The organism is Ralstonia flaminis (assembly GCF_958415495.1).
Taxonomy (GTDB): Bacteria; Pseudomonadota; Gammaproteobacteria; order Burkholderiales; family Burkholderiaceae; genus Ralstonia; species Ralstonia flaminis.
The window spans coordinates 1-25,243 of the sequence record NZ_CATZLL010000020.1; the positions used below are offsets into that span (position 1 = coordinate 1).

22 protein-coding genes, 2 pseudogenes and 1 riboswitch are annotated in these 25,243 nt (G+C 63.2%); of the genes and pseudogenes, 11 read left to right on the top strand and 13 right to left on the bottom strand.

What is annotated here, in order from left to right; all coding sequences use genetic code 11:
* Positions 1–396: 396 nt before the first annotated feature.
* Positions 397–2,682, bottom strand: a complete 2,286-nt coding sequence (metE, locus tag R2N11_RS23895; protein WP_316682629.1) for a 5-methyltetrahydropteroyltriglutamate--homocysteine S-methyltransferase — start codon at positions 2,680–2,682, stop codon at positions 397–399.
* A gap of 166 nt (positions 2,683–2,848) precedes the next feature.
* Between metE and R2N11_RS23900 the strand changes: the two are divergent.
* Positions 2,849–3,013: pseudogene (locus R2N11_RS23900) on the top strand (epoxyqueuosine reductase QueH); the annotation flags it as partial.
* Between the two features lie 91 nt (positions 3,014–3,104).
* On the opposite strand, the gene R2N11_RS23905 reads toward R2N11_RS23900, so the two are convergent.
* Complete coding sequence (locus R2N11_RS23905) at positions 3,105–3,941, bottom strand: AraC family transcriptional regulator (protein ID WP_316682631.1); 837 nt, start codon at positions 3,939–3,941, stop codon at positions 3,105–3,107.
* A gap of 74 nt (positions 3,942–4,015) precedes the next feature.
* Between R2N11_RS23905 and panB the strand changes: the two genes are divergently transcribed.
* The gene (gene panB / locus R2N11_RS23910; RefSeq protein ID WP_199032228.1) at positions 4,016–4,888 is read left to right on the top strand and encodes a 3-methyl-2-oxobutanoate hydroxymethyltransferase; all 873 of its coding nucleotides are present in this window, start codon (positions 4,016–4,018) and stop codon (positions 4,886–4,888) included.
* Positions 4,889–4,947: 59 nt separating this feature from the next.
* On the opposite strand, the gene flgK is transcribed toward panB, so the two are convergent.
* The 3 genes from flgK to flgE form a co-directional block, all read right to left on the bottom strand.
* Positions 4,948–6,882: a flagellar hook-associated protein FlgK gene (flgK, locus tag R2N11_RS23915; RefSeq protein WP_316682632.1), complete on the bottom strand. Its 1,935-nt coding sequence runs from the start codon at positions 6,880–6,882 to the stop codon at positions 4,948–4,950.
* Between the two features lie 42 nt (positions 6,883–6,924).
* On the bottom strand, positions 6,925–7,710 hold the full coding sequence (flgG, locus tag R2N11_RS23920; RefSeq protein WP_199032230.1) for a flagellar basal-body rod protein FlgG: 786 nt from the start codon (positions 7,708–7,710) through the stop codon (positions 6,925–6,927).
* Between the two features lie 89 nt (positions 7,711–7,799).
* Positions 7,800–9,011 carry a flagellar hook protein FlgE gene (gene flgE, locus R2N11_RS23925; protein ID WP_199032231.1) on the bottom strand — a complete coding sequence of 404 codons (1,212 nt, stop codon included), beginning with the start codon at positions 9,009–9,011 and terminating at the stop codon, positions 7,800–7,802.
* A 478-nt stretch (positions 9,012–9,489) separates the two neighbouring features.
* Here flgE and R2N11_RS23930 point away from each other — a divergent pair, with 478 nt between their 5' ends.
* Positions 9,490–9,900 carry a carboxymuconolactone decarboxylase family protein gene (locus R2N11_RS23930; protein ID WP_316682634.1) on the top strand — a complete coding sequence of 137 codons (411 nt, stop codon included), beginning with the start codon at positions 9,490–9,492 and terminating at the stop codon, positions 9,898–9,900.
* On the opposite strand, the gene R2N11_RS23935 is transcribed toward R2N11_RS23930, so the two are convergent.
* Positions 9,891–10,799 carry a LysR family transcriptional regulator gene (locus tag R2N11_RS23935; RefSeq protein WP_316682635.1) on the bottom strand — a complete coding sequence of 303 codons (909 nt, stop codon included), beginning with the start codon at positions 10,797–10,799 and terminating at the stop codon, positions 9,891–9,893. The two genes, R2N11_RS23930 and R2N11_RS23935, sit on opposite strands and share 10 nt — an antisense overlap.
* A 69-nt stretch (positions 10,800–10,868) precedes the next feature.
* Positions 10,869–11,375, bottom strand: coding sequence for a winged helix-turn-helix transcriptional regulator (locus R2N11_RS23940; protein WP_316682636.1), 507 nt, complete (start codon positions 11,373–11,375; stop codon positions 10,869–10,871).
* Positions 11,376–11,558: 183 nt separating this feature from the next.
* Here R2N11_RS23940 and R2N11_RS23945 point away from each other — a divergent pair, with 183 nt between their 5' ends.
* On the top strand, positions 11,559–11,978 hold the full coding sequence (locus R2N11_RS23945) for a tautomerase family protein (RefSeq protein ID WP_316682638.1): 420 nt from the start codon (positions 11,559–11,561) through the stop codon (positions 11,976–11,978).
* A 19-nt stretch (positions 11,979–11,997) separates the two neighbouring features.
* Positions 11,998–12,663: an HAD family hydrolase gene (locus tag R2N11_RS23950; protein ID WP_199032236.1), complete on the top strand. Its 666-nt coding sequence runs from the start codon at positions 11,998–12,000 to the stop codon at positions 12,661–12,663.
* A 67-nt stretch (positions 12,664–12,730) separates the two neighbouring features.
* Here the strand turns inward: R2N11_RS23950 and R2N11_RS23955 are convergent, their stop codons facing one another.
* Positions 12,731–13,054 (bottom strand): hypothetical protein, encoded by a 324-nt coding sequence (locus R2N11_RS23955; protein ID WP_199032237.1) that lies wholly within the window; start codon positions 13,052–13,054, stop codon positions 12,731–12,733.
* Between the two features lie 160 nt (positions 13,055–13,214).
* On the opposite strand from R2N11_RS23955, the gene R2N11_RS23960 reads away from it, so the two are divergent.
* Positions 13,215–13,622, top strand: a complete 408-nt coding sequence (locus tag R2N11_RS23960; RefSeq protein WP_316682640.1) for a hypothetical protein — start codon at positions 13,215–13,217, stop codon at positions 13,620–13,622.
* A gap of 37 nt (positions 13,623–13,659) precedes the next feature.
* Here R2N11_RS23960 and R2N11_RS23965 read toward each other — a convergent pair whose 3' ends face one another.
* The 3 genes from R2N11_RS23965 to R2N11_RS23975 all read right to left on the bottom strand — a co-directional run bounded on the left by R2N11_RS23965 (position 13,660) and on the right by R2N11_RS23975 (position 16,559).
* Complete coding sequence (locus tag R2N11_RS23965) at positions 13,660–14,616, bottom strand: Dyp-type peroxidase (protein WP_316682641.1); 957 nt, start codon at positions 14,614–14,616, stop codon at positions 13,660–13,662.
* Positions 14,617–14,713: 97 nt separating this feature from the next.
* Complete coding sequence (locus tag R2N11_RS23970) at positions 14,714–16,129, bottom strand: HEAT repeat domain-containing protein (protein WP_316682642.1); 1,416 nt, start codon at positions 16,127–16,129, stop codon at positions 14,714–14,716.
* A 7-nt stretch (positions 16,130–16,136) separates the two neighbouring features.
* Positions 16,137–16,559 carry a hypothetical protein gene (locus R2N11_RS23975; protein ID WP_316682643.1) on the bottom strand — a complete coding sequence of 141 codons (423 nt, stop codon included), beginning with the start codon at positions 16,557–16,559 and terminating at the stop codon, positions 16,137–16,139.
* Positions 16,560–16,725: 166 nt separating this feature from the next.
* Positions 16,726–16,820: riboswitch (glycine riboswitch) on the top strand.
* 145 nt (positions 16,821–16,965) lie between these two features.
* Here R2N11_RS23975 and R2N11_RS23980 point away from each other — a divergent pair.
* Positions 16,966–18,219, top strand: a complete 1,254-nt coding sequence (locus R2N11_RS23980) for a D-amino acid dehydrogenase (protein ID WP_316682644.1) — start codon at positions 16,966–16,968, stop codon at positions 18,217–18,219.
* A gap of 341 nt (positions 18,220–18,560) precedes the next feature.
* Here R2N11_RS23980 and R2N11_RS23985 read toward each other — a convergent pair whose 3' ends face one another.
* Together R2N11_RS23985 and R2N11_RS23990 are read right to left on the bottom strand one after the other, a co-directional pair.
* Entirely contained in the window at positions 18,561–19,625 is a 1,065-nt protein-coding gene (locus R2N11_RS23985) for a porin (protein WP_316682645.1), read from the bottom strand.
* Between the two features lie 128 nt (positions 19,626–19,753).
* Positions 19,754–20,657: pseudogene (locus R2N11_RS23990) on the bottom strand (sugar phosphate isomerase/epimerase family protein); the annotation flags it as partial.
* 79 nt (positions 20,658–20,736) lie between these two features.
* On the opposite strand from R2N11_RS23990, the gene R2N11_RS23995 reads away from it, so the two are divergent.
* The 4 genes from R2N11_RS23995 (at position 20,737) to R2N11_RS24010 (ending at position 25,179) form a co-directional block, all read left to right on the top strand.
* Positions 20,737–21,504, top strand: a complete 768-nt coding sequence (locus R2N11_RS23995) for an IclR family transcriptional regulator domain-containing protein (protein WP_199032348.1) — start codon at positions 20,737–20,739, stop codon at positions 21,502–21,504.
* Positions 21,505–21,727: 223 nt separating this feature from the next.
* Positions 21,728–23,113, top strand: coding sequence for an MFS transporter (locus R2N11_RS24000; RefSeq protein WP_316682647.1), 1,386 nt, complete (start codon positions 21,728–21,730; stop codon positions 23,111–23,113).
* An 18-nt stretch (positions 23,114–23,131) separates the two neighbouring features.
* Complete coding sequence (locus R2N11_RS24005; RefSeq protein WP_316682648.1) at positions 23,132–23,965, top strand: shikimate dehydrogenase family protein; 834 nt, start codon at positions 23,132–23,134, stop codon at positions 23,963–23,965.
* 23 nt (positions 23,966–23,988) lie between these two features.
* The gene (locus R2N11_RS24010; protein ID WP_316682650.1) at positions 23,989–25,179 is read left to right on the top strand and encodes an MFS transporter; all 1,191 of its coding nucleotides are present in this window, start codon (positions 23,989–23,991) and stop codon (positions 25,177–25,179) included.
* Positions 25,180–25,243 lie beyond the last annotated feature (64 nt).

Below are 25,243 nucleotides of genomic sequence, written 5' to 3' on the forward strand. Positions count from 1 at the left end.
ACCGCGACACCCACCCGATCAACACCACCAATCGGCCGGAAACCCGCACCACATCTACTTCTCCACCGCCTCGACACCACCGCCTCAACCTGCGTTTCGGCGCCGCGTCGTGCAGCGAGGGGCGAACTATAGGCGGGTTCACCGCACTTGGCAACACCTTTCTCGTGTCCAACTGATGACGGAACCATGAAAAATCCGCACCAGCCCAGTCTGCGCCTAGGATTGCGGGCGATAAAACGGATCAAAAAAAGTTCGGCGAACGCAACTTGGGAGCGATCCGGTCGATTCCCTCGGCCGTTGGACCTATATATATGGAACCCGAGAACTACCTCGCCCCGGACATGCCCGGGGCGATGGATGTCAGTAAATAGCGCACGCAGTCGTACGCGTACCGACTTACTGGCCGCGCAGCGTCTTCGCAGCAGCAACCATATTGGTCAGCGCCGGAATCACCTCAGCCCACTGGCGCGTCTTCAAACCGCAGTCTGGGTTCACCCACAGGCGTTCCTGTGGAATGCGCTCGGCGGCTTTGCGCATCAGTTGCACGATGTGATCCTGCGTTGGGATGTTCGGCGAGTGAATGTCGTACACGCCCGGGCCGATCTCGTTGGGATACTTGAAGTTGTCGAACGCGTCGAGCAGCTCCATATCCGAGCGCGAGGTCTCGATCGTGATGACGTCGGCATCCATGTCGGCAATCGACTTGATGATGTCGTTGAACTCCGAGTAGCACATGTGGGTGTGGATCTGCGTTTCATCACGCACGCCGTTGGCGGTGATACGGAACGATTCCACCGCCCAGTCCAGGTATTCCTGCCATTGCGCTCGGCGCAGCGGCAGGCCTTCGCGCAGCGCGGCCTCGTCGATCTGGATCACGCTGATGCCGGCGCGCTCCAGATCCAGTACTTCTTCTCGGATTGCCAGCGCGAGCTGGTAGCACGATACCGAGCGCGGTTGATCGTCACGCACGAAGGACCAGTTCAGGATCGTGACTGGGCCCGTCAGCATGCCTTTCATCGGCTTGGCTGTCAGCGACTGCGCGTACTGGATCCACTCGACTGTCATGGCGTTCGGGCGGCTGATGTCACCGAACAGGATGGGCGGCTTCACGCAGCGCGAGCCGTACGACTGCACCCAGCCGAACTGGCTGAAGGCGTAGCCCTGCAGTTGCTCGCCAAAGTACTCGACCATGTCGTTGCGCTCGGCTTCGCCGTGCACCAGCACGTCCAGACCCAGGGCCTCCTGCTCGCGCACGCTGCGCTCGATTTCGGCCTGCATGACCTGCTTGTAGCCCGTTGCGTCCAGTGCGCCTGCCTTGAACTGGCTGCGCGCATGACGGATCTCCGCCGTTTGCGGGAAGGAGCCAATCGTTGTGGTCGGGAACGCCGGCAACTTCAGCAGCGCTGATTGCTTCGGGGCGCGCACGCCGTAGGCGTTCTGGCGCTCGCCCAGCACGCGGGTGATCTTGTCGACCGCGGCCTTCACGGCCGGGTTGTGTACACGCGGCGAGTTACGGCGCGCCTCGATGGCGGCACGGTTGGCGGACAGCGCGTCCTTGGCGGCATCACGGCCCTGACGCAGCGCCACGGCCAGCACCTTGAGTTCATCGAGCTTCTGCAGCGCGAAGGCCAACCAGGATTTCACGTCGGCATCGAGCTTCTGTTCGCTGTTCAGGTCGACCGGCACGTGCAGCAGGGAGCACGACGGGGCAATCCACAGACGCTCACCCAATTGCTTGGCCACCGGCTCCAGCCAGTCCAGCACGCCGTCGAGATCTGTTTTCCAGATGTTGCGGCCATTGATCACGCCCAGCGAGACCACGCGGCCAGCCGGCAGCTTCGCGATCAGGGCGGCGACTTCCTGGCGCGCATTGATGGCATCCAGGTGCACGCCTTGCACGGGCAGCTCGGCCACCAGCGACAGGTTCTCTTGCAGTTGACCGAAGTACGTCGCCAGCAGCAGCTTGACGGGGCCCCTTGCCAGCGCGGCGTAGGCGGTGCGGAAGGCGTCCTGCCATTCCGGAGCCAGCTCGGTCACCAACACGGGTTCGTCAATCTGCACCCATTCGACGCCCTGCGCGGCCAGTGTGGTCAGCAGATCGGCATACACCGGCAGCAGGCGCGACAGCAGTGCGAGCTTGTCGGAGTCGTCCTTGGCCTTGCCCAGCGCCAGGTACGTAACCGGGCCGACGATCACCGGCTTGGCGCGCACGCCCTGCGCGCGGGCTTCGGCCAGTTGCTCGACCAGGCGCGAGGCATCCAGCTTGAACGTCGTATCGGCGGCGAACTCGGGGACGATGTAGTGGTAGTTGGTGTCGAACCACTTGGTCATCTCGCCCGCTGCCACGCCGCCGCAGCAGGCCGCATGCTCGGTTGACTGCGCCGAGCGACCGCGGGCGACGCGGAAGTAGTTGTCCAGCGCATCGCCGTGAAAATCACGCACGCGCTCCGGCAGGTTGCCGAGCGTGAAGCTCATGTCCAGCACTTGGTCATAGAACGCGAAGTCGCCCACGGGCACGAAATCCAGGTCTTGCTGGTTTTGCCAGTGGCGCTGGCGAAGCTGTGCGCCGAGGGCTTTCAGTTGGTCGCGCGAGGCCTCGCCTTTCCAGTAGGACTCGAGGGCGAACTTGAGTTCGCGTTTGGCGCCGATGCGGGGAAAACCGAGGTTGTGGACGGTGGTCATCTTCTGGAGTTTCCGGTGGAATCAAATCGATCCGCCGATTCTAGAAATCCAGCAACATGAAGTAAAATGATGTGTTTTTCAAATTAAATGAATTTAATTCATACATTGCGGGCGAGCACATCCTGTGGCACAGCACCTGGGCGCGAGGAGCTTCATGACAACTCCCATGACACCTCTTGAACGCAAGGCGTTGCCCTTGCCCGGCGGTCACAGCAAGGTGCTACTGCATTCCTGCTGCGCACCGTGCTCCGGTGAAGTCATGGAGGCCATGCTGGTTTCCGGCATCGATTACACGATCTTCTTCCATAGCCCGAACATCCATCCGCGCAAGGCTGCGGGTCGCGCGCCGATCCAGCTTGGCGTGCTCTATTACGGCGCGCCGGACTACGAGGCCGGAGAGGGAAGCATTTGAAGGACGAACCCTAGGCAGGTAGCGCCACCGGTAGATCCCGCTTGCCCTCAAGTTGCCGGGTGCGGGCAAACACCCCCGGCGTGACCTGGAAACGCGCCTGGAAGACCGCGATGAACGCGGAGACCGACGCATAGCCCAATTGCTCGGCAACCACGCTCACGGCCGCGCCGGCCTCCAGCAAGGGCAACGCGGCAAGCAACCGCAACGCTTGCCGCCACTCGACGAATGACAGTCCGGTGTCCTGCCGGAACAGGCGCGAGAGCGTGCGGCGGGTGGCCCCGACCTGACTGGCCCAATCGTCGAGGCTGCGCGGGTCGCCCGGATCAACGTGCAATGCACGTGCGATCTTGAGCAGCCGTGCATCACGCGGCATCGGCACAGACAAGGGCGCGGTGCGCAAACGTCGGATGCGGTCCATGATCAGGCACACCAGTTCGCCGTCGGGACCGTGCGTGTCGTAGTCCACAGGGAGTTCAGCAGTTGCCGCCACCAGCTCCCGCAGCAAGGGAGTTACGCACAACATGGCGCCTGCACGCGGCGGTTGCGGCCCAAACGCGGCTGCGTCGAGATACAAGCTATGGAAGGCCACACATTCGCGCGTTGATACGGCGTGCGGCATATCCGGCGGAATCCACATCGCGTAGTGCGGTGGCAGCAGATGGCGGCCCAGTGGGGTATCGATCTCGATCACACCAGCGGTGGCGTAGGTGAACTGTGCCCAGGGATGGCTGTGGGGCTCCACCCAACCGTTGCCTGGAATCTCGAAGGCCCGCACGAACAGTGGCCGCGGCAGCACCGTCATGGGCGGAACCACGTAGGCGTTACGAGCTTGTCCTGCGTGCAGCATAGGGTGTCCTCTGCGCGGGATCGGGCGCGCGCCGCAGATGATACCGTGGTGCATCCACTGTTCGACAACGTTCCATGAGCACACATACAGCACTCTCCCGCCACTCCGTCACCGCGCTGCGCGCGCGCAAGGGTACAGGCAGCCTGGTCTCGCTGACGGCCTATTCCACTCCGATGGCTCGCCTGGTCGACACGCATGCCGATGTGATCATCGTCGGCGATTCGCTGGGTATGGTTCTGTACGGCATGCCCAGCACGCTGGGGGTCACGCTTGAGATGATGATCGCGCACGGCGCAGCGGTGGTACGCGGGTCGACGCGGGCCTGCGTGGTGGTCGACCTGCCGTTCGGGACGTACCAGGAATCTCCCGCGCAGGCGTTCCGTAGTGCAGCGCGTCTGCTGAGTGAAACGGGTGCGCAGGCCGTCAAGCTGGAAGGCGGCGTGGAGATGGCGGACACCATTCGTTTCCTGACCGAACGCGGCGTACCGGTCATGGCGCATATTGGGCTGATGCCACAGCAGGCCAACGCCACCGGTGGTTTCAAGGCGCAAGGGCTCGATGCTGGCTCAGCCACACGCATCTTCGAGGCGGCACGCGCAGTGGAACGAGCCGGCGCGTTCTCGGTCGTCATCGAGGGCACCGCCGAGGCACTGGCACGGCACATCACGGAAACGCTGACGATCCCGACCATCGGCATCGGCGCCTCTGCGGCGTGCGATGGTCAAGTGCTGGTGACCGAGGATATGGTGGGCGGCTTCGATGCCTACACGCCACGCTTCGTCAAACGCTATGCGGATATCAATGCCCTCATGCGTGAGGCCGTCGCGCAATATGCCGACGAGGTTCGGCAAGGTGGCTTCCCGCTAGCGCAGCATTGCTTCGGCTACGGCAAGCCACTGCAACTGCCCCCGGACTTGTCCGCCGCGACAAACCTGACACCCGCTTGACCCCAAAGCGCATCGGACCAGCATGACGCTGGTCCGGCTTAGGCCGCCATCACCCGATCTCAACGCCCTGCGATGGAAAGCAGTGAGTCAAACAGGCTGTTCGCCGTCTGCATGACTTTGGCCGATGCTTGATAGGCCTGCTGATACCGCATCAGGTTCATCGCCTCGTCATCCAGGCTCACGCCAGATACCGACTGCTGCTGCCGCGTGGCGCTCAGAAGCAGCCCCGTCTGCGCGGTCAGGTTGCCATTGGCCTGGTTGGTCTGCACGCCCACCTGTGTGGTGAGCTGATTCCACGCTGAGCCGATCGACGTGGTGCCGCCATCGAGCAGCGCGGCATTGCGTAGCTTGGCCAATGCACTGGCGTTACCGTTATCCGTGCTGTTGGCGGTGTTGGGCGAAAGCTTGAAGGTATCGCCATTTGCTGGCACACCCGTCATCGTCATCTGGACGCCGTTGAACGCATACGTCGCGCCCTGCGTGTAAGGCGCCGTGCCCGTATACGTGGTCGAGGTGCCATTGACGGTGACCGTGACTGTGCCCGGAAAGCCCGAAAGCGAGCCGCCACCGGCGGCGTTGTAGGTAAGCGAGACCGGCGAGGCAAGCGGCGCCCCCGCATAGCCCGCATTCACGCCGACGGACGTAATCGCCGCACTGCCCTTGTTGTTGCTGCCCAGGTCTGCCACTACAGGCGAGGCTGCGGCGACCGCGTGGTAATCGTTCGTCAGCGTCTTCATGCTGGACGCGGCGTTGGCGGTCGGGCGCACGAGGAACGAATCCCCATTGTTCATGGCACCGCTCAGGTTGAGCGTGACGCCATCCACGGTGGTCGGCCAACTGGTGACGGTGACCGCGCCGGAGCCATCGGGGTAGCGCGATACGGTATAGGCGCCCCCCTGATACCTCACCTGGTAGTCATACCCCTGCCCTGCGTTGGCATTGGTGATGCTGGCCGTGAGCGTACCGCTGCCGGTGTTGCTGTTGCTGGGTGCAACGCTGGGGCCGGCAACAGAAAACAGATCGGCGCCCATCTTGCCATTGGCATCCATGCCCAGCCTGTTCTGCGCATTCACTGCCGACGACATGGCGGTCGCCAAACGGTCCAGGCTGTTCTGCGCGGGGGTGAGCGTATTGCGGCGGAAATCCATCAGCCCGCCCAGGGCACCACCACCAAGCTGGCTATCGTCAATGCTGACGGTACCCGCCGGGCTCTTGTAGCCCACTGACAGTTGCGTCGGATCGTACGGCGATGCCACAGTCGTCAGTTCAAAACTCTGATTGCCCTGCACCAGAGCCTGCCCGTTACCGATATAGACGTTGTACTGACCATCGCTGGTCTGCACGGCACTGGCCTTGATCGACTTGTTGAGCGTCTGCACCAGTTGGTCGCGCTGGTCACGCAGGTCGTTGGCTGGCTGGCCGGCGGAGGCCTCTGCCTTGGCGATCTGTTCATTGAGCGCGGCGATCTGCTTGGCGGTGCCGTTGACGGTGCTGACCTGCGTCTGCACCTGCGTGTTGACTTGATTTGTCAGCGCATTCATCTGCCCAGCAATCGCATTGAAGCGGTTCTGCAGGCCAGCGGCGGCATTCAGGAAGACCTGCCGCGCAGTGGTGTCCGACGGTTTGGACGCCAGGCCATCGGCTGCATTGAAGAAGCTGGTAAGCGCCGAGCTCAACCCGCTGTTGGGGTCCGCCAGGTACTTGTCCAGGCCGGTCAACAGGCTGCTGAGCTGATTGGCAGCGCTGGTGGCCGCCTGGCCGCTCTGCACCTGCGTGGTCAGGAACTGGTCGTAGATACGCTTGACGGTGGCAACATCGGCGCCCTGCCCCAGGTAGCCGACACCGGCATACAGCGGCACGTTCTGCGTCTGCACCGCTTCCTGGCGCGAATAGCCGGGCGTATTGGCGTTGGCGATATTGTTGCCAGTCACCTGCAGGTGGATACCCGCTGTGCGCAGGCCCGATGCGCCGATGTTCAGAAGAGAAGAACTCATGGTTGCAAGGAAAAGAATCTGCCCGATCAGGATTGCAGCGCCTTACTTAAGCTGCGCCACTTTTTCCAGCATGCGGTCGGACGTCTGCACGGCTTTGCTGTTGATCTCGTAGGCGCGCTGCGTCTGGATCAGTTGGATCATTTCTTCCACCACGTTCACGTTGGATGTTTCCACGTAGTTCTGGTTGAGCACGCCCACACCGTTCGACCCGGGCGCGGCCAGGTTGGCTGTGCCGGAGGCTTCCGTCTCTGCGTACAGGTTCTCCCCCATGCTGCGCAGGCCTGCGGGGTTGATGAAGCTGGCCAGTTGGAACGTACCCACCTGCGTGTTGTTGGTTGTGCCCGCCGTGGTGATCGTCACCACCCCATCCTTGCCAACCGTCAGGCTCTTGGCGTTCTGCGGCACGGTAATCGCCGGCTGCACCGCGTAGCCGCTCGACGTCACGAGCTGCCCCTGCTGGTTGATCTGGAAGTTGCCGTCACGCGTGTAGGCCAGCGTGCCATCCGGCATCTGCACCTGAAAGAAACCGTTGCCGTTGATGGCCACGTCAGTCGAGTTGCCGGTCTTGGTCAGGTTGCCTTGCGTGTGCAGCCGTGTGGTGGCGACAACGCGCGTGCCGGTGCCGATCTGCATGCCCGAAGGCAGCGTGGTCTGCTGCGACGACTGTGCGCCGGGCTCGCGGGCATTCTGGTACAGCAAATCTTCGAATACGGCGCGCGAGCGCTTGAAGCCCGTCGTGTTGACGTTCGCCAGGTTGTTGGAAACGACGTCCAGTTGTGTTTGCTGGGCGTCCATCCCGGTCTTGGAGATCCACAGAGAGCGAATCAATTGAAGGCCTCGTCAGAATTGGGAGAAAACCGCCCGGGGCTCCGGTATGCCAGAGCCGCCCCAGGCGGGCTGTCAGTTGCCGTGCGCGATCAACGCAGGCTGACGAGCGTCTGCAGGATCGAGTCCTGCGTCTTGATGGTCTGCGCGTTGGCCTGGTACGAACGCTGGGCAACGATCATGTTGACCAACTCGGCAGAGAGGTCCACGTTCGACTGCTCGGCCGACTGCGATTGCAGCAAGCCAAACGAACCCATGCCCGGGGTGCCGAGATTGGCAGCGCCCGAGTCAGCGGTCTCCACCCACTGATTGCCACCAATGTTCTGCAAGCCATCCGGCGCCTTGAAGTTGGCCATGGCAACCTGCCCCAGCACCGCGGTGCGACCGTTGGAGTAACGCGCCAGCACCGTGCCGTCGTTGCCCACCGCATAGCTGGCCAGGCGCCCGGTGGCGTAGCCGTCTTGCGAGACGCCGGGGGCCGTGTCGTTGTAGCCGCCGCCGTACTGCGTTGTACCTGTCAGGTCGATGTTGCTGATGCCCATGCCCGCAAAGCTGACCGGGATCTTGGTGGGCGTGGAGGTCAACTGACCGCTGCCGTTGAAGGTGAGCGTGGTGATCGGGTTGCCACCGGTGGGGGGCGCGCCGTCCACCAGGGCATGGACGTCCCAACCGGTGCTGGTACGCACGTAGTAGTTGGTGAGCGTACGTGCCGTGCCCGTGCCGTCGTAGACCTGCTGCGACACCGAATGACTGAACGTGGCCGAGTTGGTGGACGAGAACGGCGTGGTGGTCGGCATCTTGCCAGCCGAATCCAGGTTGACGCCGAACGTTGTATTGGTTGTGCCCAGCGGGGCCAGATCATTGACCGGAATCCGCAGATTGGTCAGTACAGCCGTGTTGACCTTGCCCGTGGAATCCACACCGTAGCCGGTCAGGTTCTGGCCGGTGGCGGAGATGATGTAGCCGTTCTTGTCTGTATGAAATTGGCCGTTACGGGTGTACGAAACCTGCCCGCTGCCCGGGTCAACCATGCGATAGAAACCGGTGCCATTGATCGCGAGGTCCAGCGGATTGCCCGTGCGCGTCACATTGCCCTGCGTAAAGGACTGGGAAATGCGCGTCACGTTCACGCCCTGCCCGATCTGGCTATCCGATGCGCCGACGAGCGAGCGCGCATACACATCGCCAAACACCGTCGTCGCCTTCTTATAACCGACCGTGTTGGCGTTGGCGATATTGCTGCCGATTGTGTCCAGCGACTTGGACGCGGCATCGAGGCCACTCAGCCCTTGTTGGAATCCCATGATGTTCTCGCTTGGAAAGTTGTACCGCTGTTGTGTTGGCAGACGGTGCAATGTCGTCAGCCAGTGTCAAAGATTCGGAAATCGATCTCCCGATATCACCACCCGCTCAACGACCGGGGCGATTTCGTCTTTAGACAGCGTGTTGCATTTCCCTTGCGAACACCTTATTAAACCTGGCTTTAAAGCGATGTCTTTCGATTCTTTGTGCAATCTGACATTCAATCGATGAATTAGACGGATAAAAGCACCGTATCTCTTCGATTTGACCCCGGACCTGCACGGCCTGCAGCTCAGATGTCAGCGCCGTACGCTATCAGCTGACCGGAGCGTTGCCGCCCTCCACGCCGATGAACACGCGCCACGGATTCCCCACTCCGAGTGGGAAATGAACGCACCAGAATGGCGTTTTTCAGCGCGGCGCTTCACCACACACTTTGTCTATCCGCCGATCCCCCGGCGATTCATCACGAGGATAGACATGACACGCCCGATTCTTCCCAGAGACGACACCTACGCGCGTGGCCTTGCGCTGTTTGAACAGCTGCACGGCAAGCACAGCGGCAAGCAATTGGCCGAGTCACGCGAGGCGCTTTGCCCTGATTTCCTGACGATGACCATGCAATGGGCGTTTGCCGGTGTGCTGGATCGCCCGGGGCTGGACCTTGCGACACGCGAGTTGGTCGTCATCGCGTGCTGTGTGGTACAGGGCTACCTGTTGCCGCAACTGCGTGCCCACATCGAAGCAGCACTCGTTGCTGGGGCAACCCGCGAACAGATCATCGAGACGATCCTGCAAACCATGTTCTATGCAGGCGGTGCAGCCGTCAACAATGCACTCGGCGTGGCGGCAGAAGTCTTTGCCGCGCCGGTTGAAACCGCTCAGGCTTGATCGCCCGAGTCTGCGGCGGCGAAATGCTCGAGCGCAAACTCCATGAACGCTCGCACCTTTGCAGGAGCGACCGTGTCACGAGCGTAGAGCAGGTAAAAGTCGCGCCCGTGCGATCGGTAGTCCGCCAACAGGAGGCGCAGCCGGCCGGTTTCCAGGTCGTTCTTGACCAGGCCGAACGGCTGCCGAATGATGCCGCCGCCCGCCAAAGCGGCTTCACGCAATGCAGGGCCGTTGTCGATGCGCAGCCGGTAACTGACGGGCACTTCGATGGGCCCATCCGGTCCGTCGAATCGCCACGCATGGCTTGGCCCCCAGCGGGTATGCCCGAGACAGTCGTGGCTCAGCAGATCGTGCGGTACGGTTGGCATGCCGCGCCTGGCCAGATAGTCCGGTGCTGCGCAAACAACCATCCGGTAGTACGACGGCAGCGGCCGTGCAATCAACGACGAATCGACAAGCGGCCCGACACGGAAGGCGAGATCCACGCCGTCGCCGACTGGATCGACCGGCGCGTCGGTCAGCATCAACTCGATATCGATACCCGGGTGGTGCGCCAGGAACCGCGCAACCGCCGGCGCCAGTTGCGTGACGCCAAACGAAATCGGTGCGGCAATGCGCAGCTTGCCAACCGGATTGCCGCGCAGTGCCGATGCGTCGTCATGTGCCGCCTTGACCCGCTCGAGAATGTCGCGGCAGCGCTCAAGATAGAGCGCGCCGGCTTCAGTCAACTGATGGCGCCGTGTCGTGCGATGGAGCAACTTGACCCCAAGGCGTGCTTCAAGCGCATTCAGGTGTTTGCCGACCATGCTCGACGACAGGCCCAATCGCTCAGCTGCGGTGGTCAGGCTTCCGGTGTTCACGATCTCGACGAACACCGACATGCTTTCAAGGCTATCCATTGCAGGGCGACTGGCTAGGATGAGGTAGGGATGAAATGCCGCTGTGTGTGCCGTGTGGGTGGCGAATCGCTACGGTTCGGTCTGCCGCACGCGCTTTTGCTCCAGCCGCCAATGCATGATGTCGTCCGCTCCCGGCCCTGCTTCGACTCTCAGGTCCGGACGTTGAAGCGGCTCCCCGGTCTCGGCATCCACCAACGCGAGCCGTATCGCATGCCCCGACTGCGCATCCAGAAACCTCAGCGGCGGCCCCTCCAACTCCGCAAGATTCCAAGCATCCCCCACCTGTGCAAGCGCCAGCAACACGATGCCGATGTCCCGGCCGCGCGGCGTCAGGTGATATTCGTACCGATCGGGGCGCGACTGATACCGCTGCCGCACGATCAGTCCATTGCCTTCCAGCGCCTTCAGTCGGCTGGACAACGTGGCATTGGTAATGCCGGTGGATTGCTGGAGGTCGTCATAGCGCGCCAACCCGAGCGCCAGATCGCGCACGATCAACACGCCCCACCGATCGCCCAGCGCGTCGAGCACGCTGGCGATGGAGCAGGTCATGCCATCAAAGCTTTTGGATTTCATTGGAATTGCCTCTCTTGAGCGGAAACGCGCAGCAACAACCTTCCCGTCTGGCCGGCATCGTATCGCATCCTGTGGCGCTTGACGGCATCTCGCCCAACATTTACTCTGATAATAAGAGTTTATTGCAGATAGGGCTTTCGCGCCTATCCGCGTTGACGATGGCCCATCCATAGGAGAGTTGCCATGCCGCTCTGGAACATCTACCACCCCGAAGCTGCGTACAGCGACGCAGACAAGCTTGCGATTGCCGAGCGCATTGTCGAGTTCTATGACGGGTTCTTGCCGCGCTTCTACGTCAACGTGTTGTTCCAGGCGTTGCCGGCGGCGTCATTCCTGATCGGCGGCGAGCCAACCAACGACTTCGTCCGCATCAAGGTCGATCACATTGCACGGCAAATCGACAACCCTGCCGAACAAGAGCAGTTCATGAACTACGTCGCGCAGCGTTTCGCCCCCTTCATTGGCGAGCGCGGGTTGCGCTGGGAAATCCATATCGGCGAGACACCATTCGGCTTGTGGACCATCTCCGGACTGAAACCACCGCGCCCTGGTACGCTGGCCGATCTCAAATGGCGGACGGAAAACCGGCCGTCGCCGTACTGAAGCAAGGAGCTTTCACACCATGCCGATTCGCGCGGTCATTTTCGACTTTGACCTGACACTGGCCGACTCTTCCGGCGCCATCATCGAGTGCACGGAATACGCATTGCGGCAACTGGGCGCACCCGGCGCCACGCCGGCAGAGATTCATGCGGTGATCGGGCTGCCGCTGCAAGTCATGTTCCGCACGCTGACGGAAGACAGCGAGCCCGCGCGCGCAGAAGCCTTTGCACGGCACTTCGTAGCACGCGCCGACGAGATCATGGTGCCCTCGACCCGCATCTACCCCGAGGTGCCGCCCCTGTTCGCTCGCTTGCGTGAGCAGGGCATGGCGGTCGCGATCGTGTCGTCCAAATTTCACTATCGGATCGATGCGATTCTCGTGCGCGCCGGGTTGCGATCTTTGGTTGACGTGCTGATTGGCGGAGAGGATGTACAGCGGCACAAGCCCGATCCTGAGGGCATTGAGGCTGCCCTGACGTTGCTCGGCATACCGGCGGCGGAAGCGGTCTACGTTGGCGACCATACCGTTGACGCGCAGGCCGCCGAGCGAGCGTGCGTGCCGTTTATCGGGGTGACCAGCGGGACAACGTCATTTGAAGCGTGGTCCGCCGCGGGCAAGACAGCGGTGCGGGAACACGTTGGCGAGGTGGCCGATATCGTGCGTATGGATCAGTACATCGCGTAGCGCCACCGGTGGGTTGAGGGCCATCGCTCGATGGCCCTGCGCACGTCAGATGGTGGCCCCGCCACACTCAGCCGACTGCATCGAACATCTCATACGTCTTCCGGGTTGCGTCGACATGCCCCAGCGTGTCCAGCACGCGAATCTCCGGCGGATAGCCATAGACTCGCTCAACCATCGCTTTGTACTCGGCGCCATGCCATCGTGCAGCCGCCTCTCGGCTGCGCCAGATGTACACGCCACCGCCCTCCCTAGTGGCCGCGTCGTAGAAGTACCACTTCTGTAGCAGATCCGGATTCTCCGCCCATTTCACCGCGGTGCTTTCGTAGCGTTCCAATAGCGTGGGAACGTCCACATCCGGCTTGAGCTTGAAGAAGACGATTTCGGTGATCATGGTGAACCTCTCTCGCGAATGACAGGGATGGGCGCCACATCATCAAGCTGGCAGTTTCCATCTCAGTCTAGGCAACCTGCCACTGGGCTACCATGCACCGCAAATGCGAGTTCGAATCTCGCTGCCCAACGCTCAGCACGCAAGATCAGGAGTCACCTTGATGCCGCAGTTCACCCGCTTCCACGCGCTATCGCTGCTTTCGCTTCTCCTGTTCACGCAAGGATGTGCTGCCACGGGCGCGGTCAAATCCGATGACACCTTCCACACCCAGCAGTCGGCGCGGGAAGCGCGGCAGCAACTCGCTGGCTGGATTCCGACCGCCACGGTGCTGGATGCGGCCACCAAGACGCTTCAGTCGCGCGGCTTCACCTGCCGGGCGATACAGCCCGTAGCCGAACTGCGCTCGAGCACACTCTGCACGCTCGGGCCGCTCGCGGAGGTACCGCCCACGCAGCGGCTCGCGACATCCGTGACGCCGATCCACTGGTTCGTGATGCTCAACTCGGTGGATGGCAACGCCGTCAGCAAAGTCCTGGTCAACCGCGCCCCCAAGGACATCGGCGACTAAGCCGCCAAGCCGCGAGCGTCGTTGGAGAGGCCGCGCTTCAGGCGCCGCCCTCACCCGATCCGCGCTCGGCAAGCGCCTCCAGCAGGTCTGCAGAGGGAACGAAGAACAGGCTGCCCGTGACCGCACGGCTGTAGTCAAGCAGACGGTCATAGTTGCCGGGCGGGCGGCCGACGAACATGTTTTCGAGCATCTGCTCAATCGGGGCTGGCGAGCGCGCGTAGCCGATGAAGTACGTGCCGAACTCGCCGGAGCCCGGGCGCCCGAACGGCATGTTGTCGCGCAGGATCTTCACCTCCCGGCCGTCTTCCTCAAGCGTTGTCAGCGAGCTGTGCGACCACGACGGTTTGACATCGTCGTCCAACTCGATGTCGGACAGCTTGGTCCGCCCGATGATGCGCTCCTGCGCCTCGACGGAAAGCGCGTTCCACCCAGCCATGTCATGCAGATACTTCTGCACGAGCACGTAGCTTCCGCCGGCAAAGGGCCCATCCTCATCGCCGATCACGGTGAAATCAACGGCTTCGCGGCCCTCCGGATTCTCCGTGCCGTCAACAAAGCCGACCATGGCGCGCTGGTCGAAGTAGCGGAAGCCATGCACCTCGTCGACTACCTTGACCGCTGTGCCCAGCCTGCCGATCAGTTGCATGGCGAGCTCAAAGCAGAGATCCATCTGGTCCGCACGGATATGCAGCAGGAGATCGCCCGGCGTTGCAACAGCGGTACGGTCCCCCGATCCGAACACGCGGAACGGATGCAGCGATGCCGGCCGCGGTGCGCCGAACAGCGTGTCCCACGCATCCGAGCCAAAACCGCACACGCACGACAGTTGGCCAGCTGGAACACGCTTGCCAACCGAGCGAACCAGCGCGGCAACGTCGGCGCACCATGCGCGGACAACATTGGCGTGATCAGCGCCTGGGTTCAGGGTGGCGACAATAAAGATGGCGCTGCGGGTCACGGGGCCGGCAACGGCTTGCGGTTCTGGGGTTGGCATCGGATAGCGTGCATTGAAGGCGGTAAGGCTTTGCAGCCTACCAGAACATGTTCGCCATTGGCCGATGTCCGCACCTGCCGAACCCGCCTTGTGGCGACTACTCGTAGTGCACGGTGCCGAGACCGGTTCGCTCAGCTGCGGCGGCCTCTTCTTCCTCGCGAGCGGCGATCGCTCGCTGCAATGCCTGCCTGGCGGCACTATTGTGCTCGTGCAGTCCGGAAAGCAAAGCGTGCAGCGCTGGCAACGTACACACCGCCACCAATGCCCGTGCGGCTTGCTCCCGCACATCCTCATCGTCGTCCCGCAGGGCTTGCGTCAACGCCGGCAGTGCTTGCTCCGCATCTGCATGCGATCCCCTATGCAGATTGCTGATCGACGTGGCGGCTTGTGCGCGGATTTCCGCATCCGCGTCACCCAGCGCCGCGAGAAGGATCGGCAGCGCCGCTGCATCACCACTATCGCCAAGCGCCCACAGCGCTCCAACACGTACACGCTGCCCCAGCGCGGGTGTCTGGAATGCGGTGATGAGGTGTTGCGTGGCACGGGCGTCATGCTGCTCACCGAGCGAACTGACGGCGTAGTAGCGCACCTCTTCATCCGCCTCGTCAAACACGCGCGCCGCAATCGCGTCGACCGCCTGCGCATCGCGTTGCCAGCCCAGCGCGATGACAACTTCCAGCCGCACGCGTGGTTCAGGATCGTTGGCGACTGCCAGCAAGGCAGGCAGCACCTGCGGTGGCCCGAAGCGCAGGCCTTGGGCCGCCTGCCGGCGGACTTCCGGCACGGGGTCGGACAATGCGGCCAACAGCAGGTCGCGCAGCGTGGTGTCTTCCCTGTCGAGGCATTCGCACAGCGCATCCAACGCAGCGGCGCGCACGCTGCCGTCAAGGTCTGCCGTGGCGGCAAACAGATCCGCCATCGCATTGGCGGTATCGCATCTGGCGAGTGCCTGGATCGCCCAGATGCGCACGTCGACGTCGGTATCCAGATGCAGCCGTGCGCGCAATGCGGCAACCACAGGCGCGGATGACCACCGCCCCAGCACCTGCACCGCCTCGCGGCGCACCTCGGCGCTCGGATCCTTGAGGGCTTGGAGACATGCGGGCAGGTGCGCGTGCGCGACTGCCTCCGACTGCATGCCCAGGGTGAGCACGGCAGCGGCGCGGACGTCGGCTTCGGTGTCGTGCGTCAGTGCATGCAGCACGGCGGACTCGGCTTGCGGATGCTGCCTCAGGTCGTAATCTGCCAGCGCATGGATGGCGCTCGCGCGGAAGTAGGCATCGGTGTCGCGCGTGGTGGACACCAACGCAGGAACAAACGCATCGTCAACGCCCAGATCGGTGAGGCTGACGTTGGCACCGCGCCGCATGTCCGGTGCTTGCTGCCTGAGCGTGGCGATGAGCGCTTCGATCTCAACGCCGCTGCGCACATGAGCATCATTGATTGTGAGCGCCGATTCTCTGCGACCACCCAGCGCGGCTTTGATACGCGCGATCCACCGTGTCAAACGCATACGCAACTCAACGGTTTGCAAGCCGCGAAGCCTTGAGCGACAACGCCCACGCTACCGTACCCACAACGGCACCAAGCAAAAACGGATACGACCACAGATTCCCCGAGCCCCACTTGAGGAATGACCACGCCAGGCCCACCGTTGCCAAGACCAGGCTCCACTGCGCAGATCGCCCCATCATGTGCCGGACCACACCGCTGTAGAGCAGCAGGCACGCCAGCAACGAAACCAGCGCCGTCAGCAGCGACATCGCGCCCATGCGCACCATGTCCCAGTAGGCCGATGCGTACGTCGCCGTAAAGCCGGCCTGCAGCAGCGTTGCAATGGCAAGCGGTGCGCGCGTCGAATCGGTGCTCTGCTGTGTTGGTGTCGATTCCATCATCCCCTCGGCTGTCTTGGTGTTCTTGCGGGCGTTTCCACGTCGACCCACGGGCGAAAATGCGACGCCCAGATCGCCTGGGGGCGCAGCATAGCATTCAGCCAGTGAGCAGCCTCCGCAATCGCCCGGCTTGCCGAACGTCACAACCCGTGACACACTCCAGCCCGCTGCCTTCACCGGCAGCACGCAGGCGCGGCGGGCGCAAAACGCACCGCTGCAACACGCCGCAGGAGAGACCGGGTTGCAACGATGCCCGGCGCCGATGGAGCAACCACCCCGGAAACTCTCAGGCAAAAGGACTGTGGCGTCGACTGCGAATCTGGAGAGAGGCATGCACGCGCGTGCCCACCGAAGGGGAAGGCGCCAGCACTGCTGACGCCCAAGCTCTCAGGTCCCGAGACAGATGGGGTGAGCCGGCCGGATCGTCCGGTCATACCACCACTCCATAGGGACCGCCATGACGCACATCGTCATCGTCGGCGCCGGTATTTCCGGCGTCACCACCGCTTACACGCTCTCGCAACTCGGCTATCAGGTCACGGTGCTCGACCGGCATCTGTATCCGGCCATGGAAACCTCGTTTGCCAACGGCGGACAGCTTTCCGCCAGCAATGCCGAGGTCTGGAACAGCACCGGCACGCTGCTCAAAGGCATCAAATGGATGCTGCGCAACGATGCGCCGCTACTGCTCAACCCGAAGCCTTCATGGCACAAGTACTCGTGGATCGGCGAGTTCGTGGCGAGCATCGCCCATTACCGCCGCAACACCATCGAAACCACGCGCATGGCCATCGAGGCGCGCAAGCACCTGTTTGCAATGGCCGAGCGTGAGCAGATCGACTTCGACCTGCAGCGGCGCGGCATCCTGCACGTCTATCACGACAAGGCGAGCTTTACTGCCGCCGGCAAGGCCAACGCCCTGCTCGTTGCCGGTGGGCTTGAGCGCCACGCCGTGAGCCCCGAAGACATCGCCGCGATCGAGCCCACGCTGCGTGGCAACTACTACGGCGGCTACTTCACCGAATCCGACGCCACCGGCGACATCCACAAGTTCACGCGCGGTCTTGCGCAGGCATGCGAGAAACGCGGCGTGCGCTTCATGCAGGGCGTGAATGTGCGCGACGTGGAAACCACCGAGCGCGGCGTGCGCTTGTTGCTGCAGACCACACTCGATGATCGCCTCTCCACCAGTGAGGCCAACGTCGTACAGGAAATCACCGCCGATGCGCTGGTCGTCTGCGCAGGCGTCGGCAGCCGGCATGTCGCACAGATGGTCGGCGACCGCATCAACGTTTATCCGGTCAAGGGCTACTCGATCACCGTGCATCTGGACGACGAGGCCAGCGTACAGGGCGCACCATGGGTCAGTCTGCTGGATGAGAGCGCAAAGATCGTCACCAGCCGCCTGGGCGCGGGACGTTTCCGCGTGGCCGGCACGGCGGAGTTCAACGGCTACAACCGCGACATCCGCGCCGACCGCATCGAACCGCTGGTGGCCTGGACGCGCCGCAACTTTGCGATCGGCACCTCGCGCGTGGTGCCCTGGGCCGGCTTGCGCCCGATGATGCCGGACATGATGCCGCGCGTCGGACGCGGGCGGCATGCGCGCGTGTTCTACAACACGGGCCACGGGCACCTTGGCTGGACGCTCTCTGGCGCCACGGCCGCGATGATCGGTGACGTGATCGCACGCGATTGCCCGTTGCACTGATCGCACGACCTGCACTTCCCGCAAGCCTCTGTTCCCGAACTACGGTAGCGGCAGCGGCGGTGGATCGGGTGGCACGCCAACACTGGGTGCGAGATGGTCGCCTCCCAAGATCCACACCGCGGGCATGACCAATTACCCACTAGGGCACGAAGTCTGGCGCCAAGTGAAGGTTGCAACGCGAGGTGCAGAGCGCCGACGGCATGGGGGTCAAGTTTTGGTGCCGCGCGCCCACTGACCGGCCATCTCAGCAAGCGGTCGGACATTGTGAGGCAGACCGTGCAGCGAAGTCTCCGCATGCGCGGTCTCGACAATGCCGTGACCATCAGGTCAACAGGTATGACTCAGAACTTGTGGCGCACACCCAGCATCACGCCCAACCGTGAGTTGTTGCCGTAGGTATTGCCCGAGTTGTTGAACGCGGCCGCACTATTCAGCACAATCCAGGCACCTTGCAGGCGCGTGTAGTCCACTTCCGCATACACGTCGGTGCGCTTACTGAAGGCATAGTCGAGCATGCCGGCGGTGGTCAGGCGCTTGCCGCTGGCATCAAGATGCCGCATCCAGTCGTACTGCACCGTGCCGATCAAGCTCAACGCGCCGCCCAGGGGCACCTTCGCGCCCACATAGGCCGCCTGGTTCTTGTAGTCGGCCACATCCAGCCGGTTGTTCGTGTAGCCCAGGTACCAGGTGGCAATCGATGTATCGAGCCGGCCGCCAACGCCCCAGACCGTCTGCTTGCTGGCAAGCGCCGCCGGTACGGCGCCAAAGAATGCCGAAGACACATCGCGCGTGACCTGGTACACCGCGCCCACTTCGGCCGACCCCATGCTGTACACGATCGAGCCCGCGCCGGCCGAACTCTTGCTGAAACTGCCTGCGGCCTCGCCGAAGGTCCACGCGCCAGCCAACTGCAAGCCACCGAACGACTTGATGTACTTGACTGTGTTGTCATAGCGCAGACCGGTGTAGTTGCCGCCCTGATAGCCGACGATGGAGTTGTTGGCAAACGCCATCGCTTCATACGAAGACAGGATCTCGTGCGCCAGCGTGTACTGGCGGCCGAGGTAAAGCTTGCCGTAGTCGCCTTCCAGGCCGACTACCGCAGTGCGCCCAAACAGCCGACCGCCCTGCTGGCTGCCGCCGGTATCGGGAAAGAACCCCGACTCCAGGATGAACATGGCCTTGGTGCCGCCGCCCAGATCCTCCGTGCCGCGCAAACCCCAGCGGCTACCCGTCAGCACGCCGTCCATCATCTGCAGATTGCTGTTGCCCGCCGCATTTTCATGCGTGCTGTAGCGGATGGTGGTGTCGATCAGCCCGTACAGCGTGACACCGCCTGCCGTTTGTGCCGCTGCTGGCAGGCTCGTGGCTCCGAGCACCAGTGCGGCAATCATTGTCTTGTTCATGGCTCCCCTGTCTCCTTTTTTGGTGTGATGGGTGTGAAAGTGCGAGAGCTGCCCGCGCAGCCTCGGGTGCTACGTTGAATCGGTGCGTGGTGGTTGAGCTCGGGCGGTTAGCGGCCGGCCGCTGAAAAGCCCTTGCCGCAGACAATCGACTCCAGCCAGATCAGTGATCGCATGCCGTCCTGCGCTGTCAGCCGTGCTGGAGTGGAAAGGAAGGTGTCATTGAAGATTTCCAACGACAGTGGGCCCGCATAGCCCGCAGCGAGCAGATCGCGCGCGAAGCCCGTGACAGGCAGATCGCCCTGCCCCGGAAAGTTGCGGTGGTGCCGGCTCAAGGACAGTACATCCATCGTCAACCTTGGCGCGTCGGCAAACTGCACGAAGAAGAGCTTGTCCGCCGGAACGGCGCCAATGCCATCGAGCGTGTCGCCCAGCGACAGTGTGTGGAAGCTGTCGAGAATCAGCCCGAGCGCCGGGTGATCCGCCTGCTTCACGATCTGCCAGGCCTGGCGCCAATACCGGGTATGCCGCCCCCAGGCGAGCGCCTCGAAGCCCACGCGCAGCCCGCGTTGCGCGGCGGCCTCTGCCATCAGGCGAAGGTCATCCGCTGCGCGGGCGGGGTCGTCAATGGTGATGTCTTGCACGTTGCTGCACACCAGCACTGTCTCGGCACCCAACTCAGCCATCACGTCGAACTTGTGCTCGGCGCGCGCCAGATTGTGGGCAAGCAGCTCACGCGGCATCGCCTCGAAATCGCGAAACGGCTGGTACAGCATGATCGCCAGCCCAAGGTCCGTAGCCATCTGCCGCACGCGCGCCGGCGAGCCGTCGTAGTTCAGCAGGTCGTTCTCGAAGATCTCGATGCCGTCAAACCCGGCAGCGGCGGCCGCTTCGAGCTTTTCCGGCAGCGTGCCGGACAGGCATACGGTGGCGATGCATTTGGTGTGACGCGCTTGGAGCAGAGCGGGGCGAGGCGAATTCATGGCGATGCGATGGTCAGACAATGCCCGCAGCGTAGGTGGGCACCCCGCACATTCACAAGCGTCATTCGCGCAACAGCGTGCGATGATCGTACAATCGTGCGCACATATCGCTCTTTTTTAGGGTTATCGCCATGAAGAAAGAACCGCTTGATCGGCGCGACTGGATTGCTGGGCTGGAGAAAGGGCTCGCCATCCTGGAGGCGTTTGACCACGACCACCCACGCCTGACGCCCACGCAGGCGGCAGAGTTGACTGGCCTGACGCGCACGGCCGCGCGCCGCTACCTGCTAACCCTGGAGCACCTCGGCTACACCACCAGCGAAGGCACGCTCTTCAGCCTGACGCCGCGCGTGCTGAAGGTGGGCTGGTCGTACTTCGACTCGGCCCGCTTGCCGCGTACGGTGCAGCCCTTCCTGCAGCAGGTGACGGCGGCCGTTGGCGAGGTGGCCTACCTCAGCGTGCTGGACGAATGGGAACTGGTGTTCATCTCACGCACCAGCACCAGCCGCGTCATGAGCACGGGCTTCGTGCTGGGGGCGCGTGTACCGGCGCCGCTCGCATCAGCCGGGGTGATGATGCTGGCCGCGCTGCCCGAGCAGAAGGTCCAGGCGTGGCTGGAAACCTGTGTGCTGACGCCCTACACGCCGTACACGATCCTGCAGCGCGAACGCCTGCTGGACGAAATCCGCAAGGCCAACCGGCAGGATTACGCGGTGGTCGAGCAGCAGTTGCAGATCGGCGTACGCGGCGTGGCGGTACCGCTGCGTGATCGCCACGGCAACGTGATTGCCGCGCTGAGCGTGAACATGCAGATCGGGGAGGAAACCACGGAGCACGCTTCGCAGCGCGTGCTGCGGGTGCTGCAGGACACCGCGCTGTCGATCATGCGGGTTTTGTAACCGCCCGCGCACCTTTCACCCGACGCACCTCGCCTTTCTGGGGCACCGCTCGAACCCGGAGAAACCCTCGTGTCGTGCGTTATTCGCACAATATCGTTCGATCATCGATCATTTTCAGCCGCCGTTCGCTTGTGTCCTGCCGCTGCGCCGGACTACGCTGCGGTGCGTGTACAGACGGCTTTTCATCGCACGACAGGCCGCACAGATATCACTGGAGACAACCATGACCGCAGCCCCCGCCCACGAGCCCCTGGGCAAGCACCAGTCGAAGAAAGCCGCCGCCAGCGGCTGGATCGGCTCGGCGCTCGAGTACTACGACTTCTTCATCTACGCCACCGCGGCGGCGCTGATCTTCCCGCAGATATTCTTTCCCAAGGGCGATTCCAAGACAGCCATCATTGCCTCGCTGGCCACCTATGGCGTGGGTTACGTGGCGCGGCCGATCGGCGCATTCGTACTGGGACATCTTGGCGATACCCATGGGCGCAAGAACGTGCTGCTCTGGTGCATGTTCCTGATGGGCTTCTCGACCATCGGCGTCGGCCTGTTGCCGACGTACGAGCAGGTGGGCCTGCTGGCGCCCGCATTGTTGGTCATCATGCGGCTGATTCAGGGTTTTGCCGTGGCAGGCGAAATTTCCGGTGCGAGTTCGATGATCCTGGAGCACGCCCCCTTTGGCCGGCGCGGTTTCTTTGCCAGCTTCACGCTACAAGGTGTGCAGGCGGGCCAAGTGCTGGCGGCCGCCGTGTTCCTGCCGCTGGCGCATTACATGCCTACTGAACAGTTCAACGCATGGGGCTGGCGCATTCCGTTCCTGTTGAGCTTCGTGGTCATCATCGCGGGCTACATCATCCGCCGCGAGGTACACGAGACCCCCGCCTTTACCGCTGAACAGCAACAACAGGGCCGCGCCCGCTCGCCCGTTCTCGATGCTTTCAAGTACAACACGCCCGACATGCTGCGCGTGGTCTGCATGGCGCTGATGAACGTGATTCCGGTGGTGGCCACCATCTTTGGCGCCGCCTATGCGGTGCAGCCGGCGTATGGCATCGGCTTTGCCAAGGACGTGTATCTGTGGATTCCGGTGGTAGGCAACATCGTGGCGGTGCTGGTGATTCCGTATGTGGGTGACCTGTCCGATCGCATCGGCCGCAAGCCACCCATCATCATCGGCTCCCTGCTCGCTGGTCTGCTGGCGTTTGGCTATCTGTATGCCATCAGCATCAAGAACGTGCCGCTCGCGTTTGGCATGTCGGTCCTGATGTGGGGTGTGGTCTACCAGGGGTACAACGCGGTCTACCCGAGCTTCTACCCGGAGCTGTTTCCCACGCGCACCCGTGTGTCGGCGATGGCGATTTCGCAAAACATCGGTACCGCCATCACTGCCATGCTGCCGGCCCTCTTCACGGCCGTGGCGCCGCCGGGTGCCGACAACATCTGGCTGACGGTTGGCGCCATCGCCTTTGGCGTGACGGTGATTGCCGCCGTGGCCGCCATGAGCGCCCGCGAAACCTATCGCATTCACATGGACGACCTGGGCCAGCCGGCCGCACAGCCCGTCGACAAGGCCGAATATGCCCGCCAGCGGGCTGGAGCCCTGGCCGCCTGAAACACCACCTCTTGAATCATGATTTCCGGAAAAACTACCCTCATTGCCCATATCGGCTACCCGACCGAGACGTTCAAGTCGCCGATGATCTACAACCCCTGGTTCGAGCAGAAAGGCATCGATGCCGTTGTGGTGCCGATGGGGGTCAAGGCAGAGGACTACACCCAGAGCTTCGCGTCGATCTTCCGCTTTACCAACCTGCGCGGTGCGCTGATCACCATGCCGCACAAGGTGACCACGGTGGATCTGGTCGACGAGGTCACGCCGGCCGTACGCATTGCCGGCGCGTGCAACGCCGTCCTCAAGCGCGAAGACGGCACGTTGCTGGGCGACCAGTTCGACGGTGCCGGCTTTGTGCGCGGCGTGCTGCGCAAGGGGCGGCAGCTTGCCGGGGCGCGTGTGCTGCTCTCCGGTGCAGGGGGGGTTGGCTCCGCTATCGCCGCTTCATTGGCGGCAGCTGGTGTGGGGGAACTGGCGTTGTATGACACGCGTGCGCAATCGGCTGAATCGCTGGCCCAGCGCTTGCGGGAGCACTACCCGGCGCTGGTGGTACGCACCGGCTCGAACGACCCGGACGGCTTCGATGTGGTCGTCAACGCTACGCCGGTCGGTATGAAGGAAGACGACCCCCTGCCCTTCGACATTGCGCGCATCGCGCCCAGTTGCTTTGTCGGCGAGGTGGTCATGAAATCGGAATACACCCCGCTGCTGCGTGCCGCCCGCGACAAGGGCTGCGAAGTACAGGTGGGCACGGACATGCTGTTCGAGATGATTCCCGCCTACCTGGAATTCTTCGGCCTTGGCACCGCCACCGCAGACGAACTGCGGCGCAGTGCCGCCATTGCGTACTGAACGCCGGGCACTGCCCAACACCCATGCCCCGTCGCACGCTGAGCTTTGCCCTGTTGTTACCGCTGTTGCTGTCTGCACAGCCGGTGGCCACTGATAGTTACCTCCCCGCACTGCCCGCGATTGCCAAGGCGCTGGGCTCGGCAAGCACGAGCCTCACGGTCTTCGCACTGGCGTTTGGCATTGGACAGCTGCCGATGGGCAGCCTGGCCGATCGGTTTGGCCGCCGGCAGGTCCTGCTGATCGGGCTGGCGTGCTACGCCCTTGCGGCGCTGGCAGGAGCCCTGTCGATCACGGCACCGATGCTGACGGCAGCGCGTGCCATGCAGGGTTTCGCCATGGCGGCGATCCTGGTGTGCGCGCGTGCGGCCGTGCGTGACCTGCATCCGGCGCGCGACGGCCCACATGTGATGGCGCGTGGGCTCACCGGGCTGGGCTTCGTGGCCCTGATAGCGCCCATTCTGGGGGCATTTGTCGCACAGCACGCCGGCTGGCGCTGGGTGCTCGCCGGCATGAGCCTCTATGCGCTCGTGCTGTGGGCGATGTGCTGGTACGGCTTTGCAGAGACCAAGCAAGAGACGCACACCCAGGCGGGCGGCGTGCGCGAGATCTTTGCCAGCGCGGACTTTCGCGTCTGGGGGTTGCTGGCCGCCACGACCTACGCCGGCATCTTCTGCTTCCTGCTGCTCTCGCCGATGGTCTACATCGCTTACCTAGGCCTGTCGCCCGAGCTGTATGGCTGGATACCGGCTGGCGGTTCGCTCGTCTATATCGTGAGCACGACCATTTGCCGGCGCCTGCTGCGTCACCAGAGCCTCGTGCGAACCGTGCAGCAAGGCGCAGCGCTCAGCCTATGCGGCGCCGGCATCCAGGGACTGGGCTGCTGGCTACTCCCCGGGCACGCATGGCCGCTGCTGCTTGGGCACGGCGTCTACTGCATGGGCCACGGCATTCACCAGCCCTGCGGCCAAGCCGGAGCGGTGGGCGAACTGCCGCATCTTGCGGGGCGTGCGGTGTCATGGTCGGGCTTCATCATGATGCTGGCCGCCTTCTGCCTGGGGCAAACGGCTGCCGCCTTCGACAATCCATCGCACAGCCTTGGCGCTTGGCCCATGGTCGTACCAATGATGATTGCCGGCACGGTGCTGGCGTCGATTGCCTTCCTCTGGCTACCAAGGCTGCCGAGTCCATCGCATCTGCAAAGGGTTGCTGCATAGCCGCGGGTGGGTGTGCATTGCCACACGCGTGGTACACAATGCGGGGTTCTCACGCTTTGCTCAG

Coding starts and splice junctions, on each gene's coding strand:
- metE (WP_316682629.1), bottom strand. CDS start 2,682: ATGACCACCGTCCACAACCTCGGTTTTCCCCGCATCGGCGCCAAACGC.
- R2N11_RS23905 (WP_316682631.1), bottom strand. CDS start 3,941: ATGCTGCACGCAGGACAAGCTCGTAACGCCTACGTGGTTCCGCCCATG.
- panB (WP_199032228.1), top strand. CDS start 4,016: ATGAGCACACATACAGCACTCTCCCGCCACTCCGTCACCGCGCTGCGC.
- flgK (WP_316682632.1), bottom strand. CDS start 6,882: ATGAGTTCTTCTCTTCTGAACATCGGCGCATCGGGCCTGCGCACAGCG.
- flgE (WP_199032231.1), bottom strand. CDS start 9,011: ATGGGATTCCAACAAGGGCTGAGTGGCCTCGATGCCGCGTCCAAGTCG.
- R2N11_RS23930 (WP_316682634.1), top strand. CDS start 9,490: ATGACACGCCCGATTCTTCCCAGAGACGACACCTACGCGCGTGGCCTT.
- R2N11_RS23935 (WP_316682635.1), bottom strand. CDS start 10,799: ATGGATAGCCTTGAAAGCATGTCGGTGTTCGTCGAGATCGTGAACACC.
- R2N11_RS23940 (WP_316682636.1), bottom strand. CDS start 11,375: ATGAAATCCAAAAGCTTTGATGGCATGACCTGCTCCATCGCCAGCGTG.
- R2N11_RS23945 (WP_316682638.1), top strand. CDS start 11,559: ATGCCGCTCTGGAACATCTACCACCCCGAAGCTGCGTACAGCGACGCA.
- R2N11_RS23950 (WP_199032236.1), top strand. CDS start 11,998: ATGCCGATTCGCGCGGTCATTTTCGACTTTGACCTGACACTGGCCGAC.
- R2N11_RS23955 (WP_199032237.1), bottom strand. CDS start 13,054: ATGATCACCGAAATCGTCTTCTTCAAGCTCAAGCCGGATGTGGACGTT.
- R2N11_RS23960 (WP_316682640.1), top strand. CDS start 13,215: ATGCCGCAGTTCACCCGCTTCCACGCGCTATCGCTGCTTTCGCTTCTC.
- R2N11_RS23965 (WP_316682641.1), bottom strand. CDS start 14,616: ATGCCAACCCCAGAACCGCAAGCCGTTGCCGGCCCCGTGACCCGCAGC.
- R2N11_RS23970 (WP_316682642.1), bottom strand. CDS start 16,129: ATGCGTTTGACACGGTGGATCGCGCGTATCAAAGCCGCGCTGGGTGGT.
- R2N11_RS23980 (WP_316682644.1), top strand. CDS start 16,966: ATGACGCACATCGTCATCGTCGGCGCCGGTATTTCCGGCGTCACCACC.
- R2N11_RS23985 (WP_316682645.1), bottom strand. CDS start 19,625: ATGAACAAGACAATGATTGCCGCACTGGTGCTCGGAGCCACGAGCCTG.
- R2N11_RS23995 (WP_199032348.1), top strand. CDS start 20,737: ATGAAGAAAGAACCGCTTGATCGGCGCGACTGGATTGCTGGGCTGGAG.
- R2N11_RS24000 (WP_316682647.1), top strand. CDS start 21,728: ATGACCGCAGCCCCCGCCCACGAGCCCCTGGGCAAGCACCAGTCGAAG.
- R2N11_RS24005 (WP_316682648.1), top strand. CDS start 23,132: ATGATTTCCGGAAAAACTACCCTCATTGCCCATATCGGCTACCCGACC.
- R2N11_RS24010 (WP_316682650.1), top strand. CDS start 23,989: ATGCCCCGTCGCACGCTGAGCTTTGCCCTGTTGTTACCGCTGTTGCTG.